The 14,989-nt window shown below is 54.0% G+C and carries 10 protein-coding genes; 6 read left to right on the top strand and 4 right to left on the bottom strand.

Going from position 1 to position 14,989, the window contains the following annotated elements; all coding sequences use genetic code 11:
• Positions 1 to 630: 630 nt before the first annotated feature.
• The 6 genes from KGP21_RS05340 (at position 631) to KGP21_RS05365 (ending at position 7,665) form a co-directional block, all read left to right on the top strand.
• Positions 631 to 1,164, top strand: coding sequence for a fimbrial protein (locus KGP21_RS05340; protein WP_059199781.1), 534 nt, complete (start codon positions 631 to 633; stop codon positions 1,162 to 1,164).
• A gap of 138 nt (positions 1,165 to 1,302) precedes the next feature.
• The gene (locus tag KGP21_RS05345) at positions 1,303 to 2,031 is read left to right on the top strand and encodes a molecular chaperone (protein WP_059199782.1); all 729 of its coding nucleotides are present in this window, start codon (positions 1,303 to 1,305) and stop codon (positions 2,029 to 2,031) included.
• 20 nt (positions 2,032 to 2,051) lie between these two features.
• Positions 2,052 to 4,619 (top strand): fimbria/pilus outer membrane usher protein, encoded by a 2,568-nt coding sequence (locus KGP21_RS05350; protein WP_223537438.1) that lies wholly within the window; start codon positions 2,052 to 2,054, stop codon positions 4,617 to 4,619.
• Between the two features lie 29 nt (positions 4,620 to 4,648).
• Positions 4,649 to 5,986, top strand: a complete 1,338-nt coding sequence (locus KGP21_RS05355; RefSeq protein WP_071682260.1) for a fimbrial protein — start codon at positions 4,649 to 4,651, stop codon at positions 5,984 to 5,986.
• An 8-nt stretch (positions 5,987 to 5,994) separates the two neighbouring features.
• A complete protein-coding gene (locus KGP21_RS05360) occupies positions 5,995 to 6,738 on the top strand; it encodes a molecular chaperone (RefSeq protein WP_179249332.1) in 744 nt (247 codons plus the stop codon).
• 165 nt (positions 6,739 to 6,903) lie between these two features.
• A complete protein-coding gene (locus KGP21_RS05365) occupies positions 6,904 to 7,665 on the top strand; it encodes a hypothetical protein (protein WP_223537439.1) in 762 nt (253 codons plus the stop codon).
• A gap of 587 nt (positions 7,666 to 8,252) precedes the next feature.
• Here the strand turns inward: KGP21_RS05365 and KGP21_RS05370 are convergent.
• The 4 genes from KGP21_RS05370 to KGP21_RS05385 all read right to left on the bottom strand — a co-directional run bounded on the left by KGP21_RS05370 (position 8,253) and on the right by KGP21_RS05385 (position 14,747).
• Positions 8,253 to 9,647 (bottom strand): amino acid permease, encoded by a 1,395-nt coding sequence (locus KGP21_RS05370; protein ID WP_094982124.1) that lies wholly within the window; start codon positions 9,645 to 9,647, stop codon positions 8,253 to 8,255.
• A 140-nt stretch (positions 9,648 to 9,787) separates the two neighbouring features.
• On the bottom strand, positions 9,788 to 11,323 hold the full coding sequence (gene hutH, locus KGP21_RS05375; RefSeq protein WP_059199788.1) for a histidine ammonia-lyase: 1,536 nt from the start codon (positions 11,321 to 11,323) through the stop codon (positions 9,788 to 9,790).
• Complete coding sequence (hutU, locus tag KGP21_RS05380; RefSeq protein ID WP_024483429.1) at positions 11,320 to 13,011, bottom strand: urocanate hydratase; 1,692 nt, start codon at positions 13,009 to 13,011, stop codon at positions 11,320 to 11,322. The genes hutH and hutU overlap by 4 nt, the downstream gene beginning before the upstream one ends.
• 398 nt (positions 13,012 to 13,409) lie before the next feature.
• A complete protein-coding gene (locus KGP21_RS05385; protein WP_094982122.1) occupies positions 13,410 to 14,747 on the bottom strand; it encodes an aromatic acid/H+ symport family MFS transporter in 1,338 nt (445 codons plus the stop codon).
• Positions 14,748 to 14,989: the final 242 nt, after the last annotated feature.

Below are 14,989 nucleotides of genomic sequence, written 5' to 3' on the forward strand. Positions count from 1 at the left end.
ATAACGGTTTGATTCGTTACTGAATCAGTAAGCAAACGGAGAGTGCCGTAAAGGTACTCTCCGTTTTTTTATGCCTATGTTAAATGAACTCACCAATCTGCGACATGGTGTAAAAATTTATTTAAGATTCTTCTTGGTGGCGGGGAGGGGTATTTCAGCGATAGATTTCCTGTTTTGTGGTGGTATTTTCCAGCCCCGGCGACCTAGTTTTCGACATCTGAATGGTAACTGAACAATCAATAATTATCTAAACAAAGACATTAAAATATTAAAATGACAGGAATATTCCTAACCTTAGGGAATACCCCCTAAAAAGGCCAATATGTTTCAAAATGTTTATTATTGTGGCGTTGTGATTATGGCGATATCTTAACCTATTGATATTTAATGTTTTAATTTACCTAAAAAGCAAGATTAATAGTTGTTACAAAATGTAAATAAATTCTATTATATGCGATTGCGACGAAAAAATGGTTGTTAGGAAAAATCTGGGTTTGTTAGAATAATCTCACATGTCCACAGGGCGTTTTAGAAATATAGTGTGACATGTATATTCTTAGTGAGTTTAAGCCAGTAATTAATTACTGCCAGGACTGCTTTATTGGAAAAAGTAAATTAAAAGGATTTCTTATGAAAATCAAAATGACGGCTCTCGCTTTAATTGCATTCTCTAGCACCTCCATGGCAGATTCAGCCAACACCGTGCAATTCAAGGGTGAAGTGAGTACTCAAACCTGCTCGGTGAATATTAACGGCAATGAAGCCAATCCGGTGGTGTTACTGCAGACGGTTGCGGCCAGCTCGCTCGCTACCAAAGGTGCCACCGCTGGTGACACAACCTTTACCGTTAACGTAACCGGTTGTACTACCGCGGCCAGCGACACCTCCATCAAGACGGTATTTGTGGGCAATAACACGACTACCAATGGCAACCTGGGTAACACCGGTGATGCGACCAAGGTTTCTATTCAACTGTTGGATAGCGATGCCACCACGCCACTGAGCTTTACTACGGGTTCAACGGCCACCACCAGCGCAATGACGCTGGCAACCGGCGCGACATCAACCTCGCAAGAACTGGTTGCCCGTTATTATGCCGAAGAAGCTGGGGTGACTGCAGGTTCAGTGATCGCCACGGCACAATATGCGATTACGTATAAATAATACTCTTCCGCTCCAGGTTGTTTCCGCCACCAGGCTCAAGCCTGATGGCGGGAAATAACCTGTTACCCATAATAACGTCAGCACCGCCCGAAACGCTAAGGGGTGCTGAGTTATTAGTCTTGTTGACTGGTCTCTCTTATGGCGTATACCACACGTACCTTTTCTTGTTGGGCGGCATTGCTGTTCAGCCTGACGTTGCTGATTGTCGATAGCGCTGCTGCCAGTGTCACCATGCTGGGCAACCGAGTGATCTACCCGGCTCAGGCACGCGAGAAAACGCTGCAGTTTACCAACGATGATGCTGCTCCGGCGCTGCTCCAGGTCTGGCTCGATATCGATAATGACAAATCGACGCCCGAAACGGCGGATGCCCCCTTTATCGCATCGCCACAGATTTTCCGGATGAATGCCCATAGCGGGCAAATGGTACGTTTGATGTACACCGGCAAAGGTTTACCGACCGACCGAGAATCCCTGTTTCACCTTAACTTCCTCCAGGTGCCAGCCGTCAAGCAAAGCGAAACGGATAAAAACAAGCTGGTACTGTTGGTCAGCAACCGGTTGAAGGTGTTCTATCGGCCAGAAGGGCTGCCGGGAGAGGGGAATCAGGCGGGTAAACAGTTGCAAATCCAGCGTAATGGCAATGCATTACAGGTCAGTAATCCCACGCCTTATTACGTCAGCATCAGCTATGCCAAAAGCGGCAATAAAAACCTGCATATTGAACCGGCCGATATGGTCGCGCCTTTTTCGCAGGTGAGTTGGCCGCTCGGCTCGGCGTTCCCCAAAGGGAAACTGAAAGTGGTGCTCGGCGTCATGAATGACTACGGGGTAGAGGTTCCCGTAACGTTAGAGACGCCGCACTAAAAAAGGACAGGGAGGTCCTGATGTCGCTTAAAAACTATCCCACATTTCCGCCTCTGCTATCAACGTGCTGCCGCTATGGCCTCTTTTTGCTCTCTTTGGGCGGGATCTCCCTGGCACAAGGCGCGACGGACGACGACTACGCCTTCGACGCCGATTTACTGCGCGGCAGCGTTTTCAGCACTACGCAACTCGAACAGTTCAACCAACAGGATCTGGTGACGCCAGGCAACTATGAGGTCGAACTGTTTACCAACGGCGTATTTGTTGAACGCAGCAAAATCCGCTTTGTTTTGGGTGACGATCGGCGCGTTTTTCCGTGTTTTGACCGACAACAGCTGGAACGCCTTGGTCTAAAGGAGGTGCCGGTGGCGCCTGCGGAAGGCTGCCTGCAACCTGGACGCGATCTTAAAGATATTCAGGTTCAGGCCGATATGTCACAACTAAGATTGGATCTCAGTATCCCACAGAGTTTGTTGAACCATAAACCCCGTGGCAGCGTCAGCCCTGACAGCCTGAGCAGCGGTGAAACAATGGCGTTTTTCAACTACAACGTTAACCAATATCACGTCAACTACCGCCAGGGGCAGACCAAGGATCTCAATTCCACCTTCGCCAATCTGAATGGGGGTTTTAACCTGGGGCTATGGCGTTACCGCCAGCAATCCAGCTTCCGTTTTGATAATGAATTTGGCAGCCATTGGGATACCAGCCGCCGCTATGTCCAGCGGGCGGTGCTGCCGTTACGCAGTGAGGTTTTGCTGGGAGAAGGTTTTACCGACGGCCATTTCTTCGCCGGGCTGGGGTTTCGCGGTGTCCGGATGACGTCGGACGATCGTATGTTGCCGGACTCGCTGCGAGGCTATGCTCCCGTGGTGCGCGGTATTGCTAACAGTAACGCCAGGGTGACCGTGTTTCAGGGCAAAAGCCAACTGTATGAAACCACGGTGGCCCCTGGTCCCTTTGCGATTGACGATCTGTTTGCCACCAACTTCTCCGGTGACCTGACGGTGGTGGTGACCGAGGCAGATGGTAGCGTCAGCACCTTTACCGTGCCATTCTCTGCCGTTCCCCAATCCATGCGCCCCGGCTCCTCACGTTATTCGGCGACTCTTGGTCGATCGCGCTTTATCGGCGACAACGATCTTTTCAGTGAGCTGACCTGGCAGTATGGTTTGAGCAACTCTCTGACGTTTAATACTGGCAACCAGTTGGCCGATGGTTATCAGGCCTTGATGCTGGGTGGGGTCTACAGTAACTCGCTGGGTGCTTTTGGCCTGGATAGCACTTTTTCCCATGCCAGCCTGCCGGAAGGCACCACCTCGGGCTGGATGCTGCACCTGTCCTATAGCAAAAGCTTTACCCCAACGGATACCACGCTTTCCATCGCCGGGTATCGTTACTCCACCGAAGGGTTTCGTGATTTGAGCGATGTGCTTGGCGTACGTCAGGCAGAACGCAGTGGACAAAGTTGGCAATCCGATTCCTATCGCCAGCAGTCGCGCTTTGAAGTGGCCGTCAATCAGGGGATCGGCTCATTGGGTAACCTGACGCTGTCAGGCTCTACGCAGGATTATCGCGATGGGCGTGGCCGGGATAATCAGCTACAGTTTGGGTGGGGCAAGGTATTTGGCAACGGCGTCGCGTTGAACCTTTCGGTGACGCGTACCCGTAGCCTGAACGGCAACAATAGTGCCTATTACGACGGAAATCAGCCTTATGTGAATAGCAATGGTTTCGCGAGTACCAACACCTCGCAAACCGTTAGTTCGCTCTCGGTTTCCTTTCCTCTTGGCCGTTCTTCTTCTGCGCCAACGGCATCGTTGTTCTCTAATCATAGCCAAGGACAGGGGGGGAGTTATCAGGCGGCGATCTCGGGCAACATGGGGGAGACGCAGCAGGTCGGTTATGGGCTTAATTTCACTACCGACGATAATAACCATAACAGCATCTGGGGGGGGAATCTGCAAACCCGCCTGCCTTATGCCAGTGCCACCGGCTCGGTTTCAGCATCCAGCCAATATTGGCAGGGATCGGCAGCACTACAGGGGGCAGTGGTTGCCCATCGCGGTGGAGTCACGCTTGGGCCTTATGTTGGGGATACCTTTGCCCTGATCGATGCCCCTGGTGCGCGTGGTGCGCAAGTGATGGATGGGCAGGGTGCCCGTGTCGATCGTTTCGGCTATGCGCTGGTTCCTTCGTTGGTGCCCTATCATTTCAATACCGTGGCTCTGAATCCACAGGGGATGAGCAGCAAAGCAGAATTGGAAGATGGGCAACAGCGCGTGGCACCTTTCGCAGGAGCCACGGTGCGTCTGCACTTCAAAACGATACGAGGTCAGGCGGTGCTGATCAAGGTTCAGCGGCCAGATGGCAGCATCATCCCGATGGGGACCTCGGTCTTTGATGAGAACAATAATGATGTCGGCATGGTCGGCCAGGCTAATCAGGTCTATCTGCGCAGCGATAAACCGCAGGGGAAATTGACCTTACGCTGGGGAAAAGGGGCGACTGAAAGATGCAGCTTGCCCTATAAATTACCCCCACCAAGCGATGAGCCGATCCTGTTATTGAAGGCGACATGCCGCTGATTTACCGATTTTCCACCGGAGGTTATGCCATGAAGTTATTTTCACTGCTGCGGTTGGCGCTGTTGGGAGGCCTATTTGCAGGGGTCTGCCTACCAGCGGCGGCCAGATGCACCCGCGTTTCGCCAGCCATTGACTCCGGTTGCGACGCCTGTGGCGTCGGGATCGGCCTGGGGCGTATCAACCTGACCAGCACATACCTGCAGCCCGTAGGCACGCCGCTGGGCAGTAGCGTGTTTGATTTCACCTCCGGCGTCCGTTACCCAGATCCGAACAAAGTTTTGTATGAGTGCGATGCTAGCGACGTCGGGCAGATTTTTGAAGTGTTTGCCACCAACGGTGACGACCGGGTGGGGGGGTATTATGATTTAGGGGCGGCGGACGGCAATCCCAACTATTTTGCCACCTACTTCCCCTATGTCGGTATTCGTCTCACTCATCTGGATTCGGGCAAGGTATTTACCCGTTACTGGCAGGCAACGCCGATCACCCGTTATGCCACCGTGGGTAACAAGATCCAGGTCCGGGTCAAGGATTTCAGCCCCATCCGGGCAGATCTGATCCGCATCAGCTCGCTCCCTGGCCGTGGAGCCAGTAACTACTGTGGTTACAGTGCCTCTAATCCATTGACTGGCATGGCTTCCACCACGGGTAATTCGAACTATACCTGCATCCAGCCTAATGGCTATGTGACCTTTCAAGGGCCGGGTATTGCGTCTGATCCTATTGGTAGCGATTCAGCCACCAACTATTCGACCTGGGGAACCGGGCGTTGGAACGCGATGGGGATGGGGACGTCGCCGATTTCTTCTCTTTCTTACACCGCCACCTGTGTGGCACGTAACGTCACGCCGCTGGTGATCCTGCCCACGCTTTCCGTCGGTCAATTAACCGCGGGGCGAACCTCGCAGGCCCAGTTCACCATCAATATCGAATGTGATAATGCAGCCGTTTCGGGGATTAGTACCAATCGTACGGCCTTGGGTCTGCAAGTCCCTTATGCCAGCTTTGCTCTGGCGCAACAGCTTGGTCTGGTCAACGCCAGCGGTGGCGTCAGCTATCTGCTCTCTGACGGTTATGGCACGGACAGCAGTGTAGCGACCGGCGTGGGAATTGCACTCTCTAACAGTAGCAACGGTACGCCAATGAACTTTGTCGGCTGGGCTCGTTGTAGTGCTGGCCAGTGCCCACAGGGTAACAATGCGGGTTGGTATCCAGTTCTCGATGGCGCAAGCAGCGGGGGCAGTACCGCGACGGGGTATACTCATTACACCACGCAGTTGACAGCCACATTATCACGCTTGCCGGGCCAGACCGTTACGGCGGGCAAGGTTGATGCCAAGGCGTATGTTTGGGTCAAGGTACAGTAGAGAACATTATGAAGAAAATCGTCTGTACGCTACTGCTGCTCGGTGGCTTGTTACCTGCCATGCTGGCTCAGGCTGGCATTATTGCCTCCGCGACGCGAGTGATTTTTCGTGAGGGCGATAATGAAAAAAGCTTGATGCTCCTCAATACCAACGACTATCCGATAGTGGTGCAAACCTGGGTAGACGATGGGGATGTCAATGCGGCCCCTGAGCAATCAACAGCGCCTTTTGTCAGCTTGCCTGCGGTATTTAGCATGCAGCCCAAGACCATGAAAGGGCTGAGGCTGATTTATAACCAGCAGTCACTGCCAACGGATAGGGAATCGGTCTTCTGGATTAATCTGTACGAAATTCCACCAACACGTCCGGTGATCCCCCCGCTTCAGCCTAGCGTGACCATGGCGATGAACACCCAGATGAAGATTTTCTATCGGCCCAAGGCGGTAGTCGCGGCAGAGAAGGATGCGCCCAAGCCGGTGTTCACACTGAAAAAGGAAGATAATCATTATGTCTTGCTGTGCGATAACCCGTCGCCGGTTTATCTCTCTTTTTCCCGTCTTGCGTTGCGCATTGGTCAGCAAGATTATCCGGTGCAACAAGAGAGCGATATGATGACGCCGCCTTTTGGCAGCAAAAAGTATCGGATTGATGGTATTGTTCAATCAGGAGCTATCTCCTCAGCGATGGTCAACGCCGCCATTATCGATGACCAGGGTAATGCGGTCGATCAACAATATGCCGTACGGAAATAACAGGCCTCACCTTGTGGCCAAATAGAGAAAAAGATGCTACCCAATAAACCTCAGATCGAACTTGAATTGGCACAACGGGCCGCCAGGATAAGAAGCTCGGGGCGGTTCCATCAGGCGATAATTAAACACGCCGTGATGATAGATGAAACCTATCGGAATCATCCTATGTTCTACAAAATCATCTTTCGTAACAGCCGCTTTATTATCTGCTCGACTCTGCTGGCCATTTATTACAACCAAAGAGAGGCCGCCCTGAAGGATGTTAAAGCCTTTTTTAAAGACAAAGATATTATCAGCGAGAACGCATTGGATTCGTTTCTGTTCTTTCTGCGCGTAGGGCGCTGGCTGGAGGTCAAGAAGGACAATCAAGACCGGCGCACGCTGTTGTTTAGGCCTACCCCGAATGCTTTGCGCCAAACCCATGAGCTGGTTTCCTCGATGGCGCTGCCCTATCAAACGTTAGCCCCCGAAATTCCGGTTGCCGACCTGTTGGATCAGAGCTGGTTTTTACCTGCGTTCTTCAAGGTTTACGGCCAACTGATGATACAGGAGATCTATCTGATCGATCTGGTTCCACAGGCCGCATTATTTATTACTAAAGATGCGGGCCATATGGTGTTACTGATGCTCTTTATAGAAAGTATCCGTCATAATTCCCACGTGCTGTTTTTGTCTTCGGCGGAGATCGCCAAGTTTAGCTCGGTGTCCCGTACGCATATCAATCGGATCCTGCTGGCGGCGGAAAAATCGGGCCTGCTCACCACCAAAAATAACGTGCTGATTGAGTTAAATAGCTCGTTTATTGAGATGGCAGAACGCTACTTTAGCCTGTATATGGCGATGGTGGGTTACAGCCTGGATGGAGCATGTCAGCAACATAACCAGCTCTGCCAGAAAAGCCACGATAATGATTTAGTTTTAAAATGAAATTCATAGCATTAAATTAACTGTCATGAACTCTGTTTTTATTCTCATAATACCATGATTTCATTGGTTTAATATAAATCCTATTTTTATATTCCTTTTTATTATGTCTTATGGTTATTAGCTATTAGACTTTTAGTTCCTTCACGGAAATATCTGCTTTCTCCTTCTGGATTAAATGCCTTAAATAGAGTCAGTGTAATAATGCCATGGCTAACGTACTTTGTTGTATGCAGACAGAGAGGTTGGAATGTGAAGTAGGATAATTATTGTATGTGGTGGTACGGGAGGTCCCCTAGTGGCCAATCTTTTGGCCGCCAAGTGACATCGGGAGGTTATCAATGATCAGGTTGAAATCATGATGGTTTCTGACCCACCGGTGCATTATTACAAGCCCGCGTTCATGTATGTCACCATGAGTGTCTTGTTCAAACAAGGACTGACCAGGTCACAGCGAAGTCTATACGGCCAGAGATACCGTTTACATGGTCAGGCTCCTAAGGCTTTCACCAAGCTGACGGCAACTCTTGGGCGAGTAAACCTGCCGCAGCGGGCACCAGCCTCATTAATCGAGGCTGGTGGGCTGGTTGTTAGCGGCTTTCTGTTGAGACTACGGCAGAGGTTTCCCCACCTTTTTTGCGTACCCACAACGTATAAGCCAGCGTCAGGAAGGCTACCCAGACTAGCCCGACATACAGCGCGATACGGCTTTCCTCGAAGTAACCGAGCAGGCCGATCACAAACACCATAAACGCCGTTGCCAATGCAGGAGCTACTGGCCACCAAGGTACTGGGAAGCTCAGCTTGGCCACTTCATCTTTAGTGAGCGTGCGGCGCATGGCGATCTGCGACATCAGGATCATCAACCACACCCACACCGTGGCAAAGGTGGCAATGGAGGCAATGATGATAAAGATCTGTTTGGGGATCAGATAGTTGAGCACTACGGCCAGCAGCAGGGCAATGGACATCACCAACACCGTCATCCACGGTACGCCGTTACCGGTCAGCTTGGTGAAGGCCTTAGGTGCTTGCCCATCTTGCGCCATGCCGTACATCATGCGGCCAGCGCCGAAGATGTCGCTGTTGATAGCGGAGATGGCAGCGGTGATCACCACGACGTTCAACACGTTAGCCGCCGAGCTGATGCCCATATGGCTGAAAATCTCGACAAACGGGCTACCGTTCTGGCCGATGCTGTTCCACGGATAGATAGACATCAATACCAGCAGGGTCAGCACGTAGAACAGCAGGATACGGACCGGCACGGCGTTGATCGCCTTGGGCAGCACCTTGGCGGGATCTTTGGCTTCGCTGGCGGTGATACCGATAATTTCAATCCCGCCGAAGGCGAACATTACCACCGCCAGGGAGGCAATGACGCCACCAATACCGTTAGGCATAAAGCCACCGTGTTGCCACAGATTGCTGAAGCCGGTCGCTTCCTGCGTGACACCGAAGCCGAACAACATCACGGCAGCCCCACCAACGATCATCGCCACGATGGCGGCAACCTTGACCAGCGACAGCCAGAACTCCATCTCGCCAAACACTTTGACGCTGCACAGGTTAAGCGCGCCGATAAACAGAATGATGCTCAGTACCCAGACCCATTGAGCGACATCCGGGAACCATAGCCCCATATAGATGCCGAAGGCCGTCACGTCGGCCAGGGCCACGATCACCATTTCAAAGGTATAAGTCCATCCGGTGAGGAAGCCCGCCAACGGGCCGAGGTAATGGCTGGCGTAGTGGCCGAAGGAGCCGGAGACGGGCTGATGCACCGCCATCTCCCCCAAGGCACGCATGACCATAAATACCGCCGCGCCACCCACCAGATAGGCAAGCAGTACGGCCGGGCCAGCCAGTTGAATAGCGCCAGCGGAACCATAGAACAGACCGGTACCGATGGCCGAACCCAGTGCCATAAAGCGGATGTGTCGCGCGTTCAGGCCACGCCGGAGCTGGGGTTTCTCATTACGCATGTTGCTTCTCCGTTTTAATCATATTGTTGTCGGACAGGCAGCGCTATCCGCACAGGGGGAACGAACCCCGGCGGGATAGAGGACGAATTGTGCAGGGTAATAGGCCGTGCTCCAGACTGACGGGGCACGGCCTAAAGGCGTTACGCCTGGCTAGGTAACAAAGTGGCTGGGATCAGCGCGGTCAGATGGCCTGCTGCCAACAGTTGGCTGGCTGCTTCGATATCGGGGGCGAAGAACCGATCCTTATCGTAGTAGGCGACATGTTCGCGCAGTAGATGCCGAGCCTGCTCCAGCCCTGCAGTGGTTTGCAGACCTTTACGCAGATCCAGCCCCTGGCAGGCCGCTAGCCATTCTACGGCCAGAATGCCGCGGACGTTATCCGCCATTTCCCACAGGCGACGGCCCGCTGCCGGCGCCATCGAGACATGGTCTTCCTGGTTGGCCGAGGTTGGGATACTGTCAACGCTGGCCGGGTGCGCCAGTGCCTTGTTCTCGCTGGTCAGCGCGGCGGCGGTGACCTGGGCAATCATAAAGCCGGAGTTCACCCCGCCGTTATCCACCAGGAACGGTGGCAACTGCGACATGTGCTTATCCATCATCAGTGAAATACGGCGCTCGGAGAGTGAACCGATTTCGGCAAACGCTAGCGCCAGGTTATCGGCAGCCATGGCTACCGGTTCGGCGTGGAAGTTGCCGCCGGACAGCACATCGCCCTGCTCGGCAAATACCAACGGGTTATCGGAAACGGCGTTGGCCTCGATCTCCAGCACTTCTGCGGCCTGGCGGATCTGCGTCAGGCAGGCACCCATTACCTGCGGTTGGCAGCGCAGGGAGTAAGGATCCTGCACTTTTTCGCAGTTGGCGTGTGAGTCTGACACGGCGCTACGCGCACCAAGCAGGTGGCGATAAGCGGCGGCGGCGTCGATCTGCCCACGCTGGCCACGTACTTCATGAATGCGTGGATCGAACGGGCTGCGAGATCCCAGTGCGGCTTCCACGGTCAGGCTGCCGGTGACGGTGGCGGCAGCAAACAGATCTTCGGCATCAAACAGGCCACGCAGCGCAAAGGCGGCGGAAACCTGGGTGCCGTTCAGTAGCGCCAGGCCCTCTTTGGCTGCCAGCGTTAACGGCTTCAGACCCGCTTTGGCCAGCGCCTCGGTGGCCGGTAACCACTCGCCCTGATAGCGGGCTTTACCTTCGCCCAACAGCACCAGACTCATGTGCGCCAGCGGGGCCAGATCGCCTGAAGCGCCGACGGAGCCTTTCAGCGGGATATGTGGATACACCTCGGCGTTCACCAGCGCCATCAGCGCCTGGATCACTTCCAGACGGATGCCGGAGAAACCACGCGACAGGCTGTTAATCTTCAGCACCATAATCAGGCGCACCAGGTTGTCATCGGTAGGTGCACCCACACCGGCCGCATGTGACAGCACGATGGAACGTTGCAGATTCTCCAAATCTTCGCGGGCGATACGGGTGGAAGCCAGCAGGCCAAAGCCGGTATTGATACCGTAAGTGGTGCGGTTCTCTTCCACAATGCGTTCCACGCAGGAAACGCTCTGCTGGATCGCGCCATAGGCGTTGTCGTCCAGCGTCAGTGTGACCGGGTGCTGATAAACCTGGCGCAGTTCGGCAAGCGTCAGCTTACCTGGGCGGATAGTCAGAGCCTTCATGCTTTTTCTCCCTGAGTAGCGGCAACCATTGGCAGGTTCAGACCTTGCTCGCGGGCGCAGTCGATAGCGATCTCGTAACCCGCATCGGCATGGCGCATGACGCCGGTGGCCGGGTCGTTATGCAGCACGCGGGCGATACGCTCGGCGGCTTCATCGGTGCCGTCACAGACGATCACCATGCCGGAGTGTTGGGAGAAGCCCATGCCGACGCCGCCGCCGTGATGCAGAGACACCCAGGTGGCACCGCTAGCGGTGTTGAGCAGGGCGTTGAGCAGCGGCCAGTCGGATACGGCATCAGAGCCGTCTTTCATTGATTCGGTTTCACGGTTCGGGCTGGCGACCGAGCCGGAATCCAGGTGGTCACGACCAATGACGATTGGAGCAGAGAGTTCGCCGCGGCGTACCATCTCGTTAAACGCCAGGCCCAACTTGGCACGTTGGCCCAGGCCGACCCAGCAGATACGGGCTGGCAGGCCCTGGAAGCTGATGCGCTCACGTGCCATATCTAACCAACGGTGCAGGTGCTCATCGTCTGGGATCAGCTCTTTGACCATGGCGTCGGTCTTGTAGATATCCTGCGGATCGCCAGATAGCGCCGCCCAACGGAACGGACCGACGCCACGGCAGAACAGCGGGCGAATATACGCAGGTACAAAGCCTGGGAAGTCAAAGGCGTTATCAACGCCCATCTCTTTGGCCATCTGGCGAATGTTGTTGCCGTAGTCGAAGGTAGGCACGCCCATTTTCTGGAACGCCAGCATGGCTTCTACGTGTTCGGCCATTGACTGTTTGGCAGCCTTCACCACCACCGCAGGTTCGGTTTGTGCACGGCGGCGATACTCTTCCCAGCTCCAGCCTTTTGGCAGGTAACCGTTGAGCGGATCGTGGGCGCTGGTCTGGTCGGTAACCATGTCCGGGCGAACGCCACGCTTGACCAGCTCCGGCAGGATTTCTGCCGCATTGCCACACAGGGCAATCGAGATGGCTTTGCCTTCGGCGCAGTACTTTTTCAGGCGCGCCAGTGCGTCATCCAGATCGGTGGCCTGCTCATCGACGTAGCGGGTTTTCAGGCGGAAATCGATGCGGCTCTGCTGGCATTCGATGTTCAGCGAGCTGGCTCCGGCCAAGGTAGCGGCCAGTGGCTGTGCGCCACCCATACCACCCAGCCCGGCGGTCAGCACCCAGCGGCCTTTCAGGCTGCCGTCGTAATGCTGGCGGCCAGCTTCGACGAAGGTTTCGTAAGTGCCCTGCACGATGCCCTGGCTACCGATGTAGATCCAGCTGCCAGCGGTCATCTGGCCATACATCGCCAGACCCTTGGCATCCAGTTCGTTAAAGTGTTCCCAGGTTGCCCAGTGAGGCACCAGGTTGGAGTTGGCAATCAGCACGCGCGGGGCGTTACTGTGCGTTTTGAACACGCCGACCGGCTTGCCGGACTGCACCAGCAAGGTTTCGTCGTCTTCCAGAGTTTTGAGGGTGGCAACAATCTTGTCGTAACAGTCCCAGTCACGGGCTGCGCGGCCGATACCGCCATAAACGACCAGTTCGTGTGGATTCTCAGCCACTTCAGGATCGAGGTTGTTCATCAGCATGCGCAGCGGCGCTTCGGTCAGCCAGCTTTTGGCGTTCAATTGTGTGCCGCGGGGCGCGCGAATATCAACATGGCGAACTTTGTTATTTGCAGTCACAGCTAGTTCCTCAAACAGTATCGGTACAAATCTCATCTTATGACGGCAACTCACAGGCCATAACAATGAGCGGGGTTTATTAACATATACTTGTATGTACAAGCATATGCAACAGCGGCGACAATTTGCGAAAAATGGCATAAGCAAATGTTATTTGTGTTTTAAATCATGTTGTTATGTTTTATTTTCGGATTAAGACCATTAGCCGGACGTGGCAAAACAGTGAGCTGCTCTACAAAAATGAATTAAAATAGTGTCATTTTTGAGCGACAAATCACAATAATTTTACATCTGGATTACAACTAAGCGGGAGAGATAAAAAAAACGTATTACCGGAGGATTGGGAGACAACGATTTGTAGGGCGCTGCATACAGCGCCCATTAATATAATCAATAGGTTAGATAGCCGGTTGCAATGCGCTTGAACGCGTCATTTTAAATACCGTGGCCAGGCTGGCTAGCAGCGCCGGGATCGCCAGGAACAGCAAAATACTCTGCACCTGCCACTCCATCGCCAGTAGCTGAGCCGCCATCATGGTGCCAGCCACGCCGCCAAAGCGGCCAATCCCCTGCATCCAGGCAATACCGGTAGCGCGGCTGTGCGTTGGGTAGTAGGTGGCAGCCAGGGTTTGCAGGCCGGATTGTGCGCCGTTCATGGTAATGCCCATCAGGAAGATAAAGGCGCCGAGCAGCACGATCTGGCTATCCTCGGTGGCCATCGCCACAATCAGCAGGGCGCTGATGGCAAAGCCGGTGGAAACCACCTTGTGGGCATTCCAGCGGTCCATCAACCAGCCAGCCATCAGGATCCCCAGCGTACCGCCGAAGGTGAACAGCGACGTCAGGATCGCCGATTGCTCAAGCTGATACCCCAACCCTTGCATCAACAGCGGCATCCAGCTCAGTAATACGTAGTAGATCACCAATCCCATAAAATAGGTGAGCCACAGCATCAGTGTCCCCACCAGGTAGGGGCGGCTGAACAGCAGGCCGACGCTGGTCTTCGACAGGGCCAGCTTGTCCTCATACAGGTAGAAACGGGAGATGTGGCTGATGTTATAGCTGATAAAACGTTGGGCAATCTGTTTGATTTTAGCGGCATCTTGCCCACGGTTAACCATGTATTTCACCGATTCCGGCAGCAGCAGGATCAACAGCACGGTGAGCAATAGCGGGGCAATGGCCCCCAGCAGCAACACGCTGTGCCAGCCGTAAGCGGGGATCAGCCAGGAAGAGATGGCGCCACCGCCTGCCGCCCCCAGCGGAAAGCCACAGTACATGGTGTTAATGGCCAGCGATCGGCAGCGCTGCGGAGCATATTCGGAGATCAGCGTGATGGCGTTTGGCATGGCGGCACCCAGCCCAAGCCCGGTGAGGAAGCGCCACAGCGTCAGGCTATTGAGTGAACCCGCGTAGGCGGTAGCCAGGCTGGAAAGGCCAAAGAACAGGCAGGAGAACACCAGCACCCGTTTGCGGCCAACGCGGTCAGAAATCGGCCCGGCAACCAGGGCTCCTAACGAAAGGCCAAGCAGCGCCGCGCTTAATACCGGCCCCAGATCCTGTTTCACGATCCCCCAGTCTTTGGCCACCGAAGGGGCGATATAGCCCATCGCCGCGGTATCGTAACCGTCAATTGCCAGGATCAGAAAACCCAGGATGATCAGGGTCCAGTGAAACAGCGAAAATTTGCTGTCGTCGATAGCCTGCTGAATATTCAACTCGGTGGAATGGGCCATAGTTTCCTTAAACGCAGATAGGATGTTGATGGATCGTCGGAACTGCGCCCGACTTGTGCCTGCCTGTCTATACATCTGCGTCACAGGCGCTTTTATGTCAAATATTTTTGTTTTAAATGTTAATTTTATGTTTGTTTTGAGCGGTGGATAACATGGGGGGTTGGTGTTAAATCTGCAATAAACGTCACCTATTAGCAGGTTAACCGGAGAAAGCTGCTGGTCATCGCCGAACGGACAAAATT

Origin of the sequence: Serratia sp. JSRIV004 (assembly GCF_019968705.1) — a bacterium.
GTDB classification, from domain to species: Bacteria; Pseudomonadota; Gammaproteobacteria; order Enterobacterales; family Enterobacteriaceae; genus Chania; species Chania fonticola_B.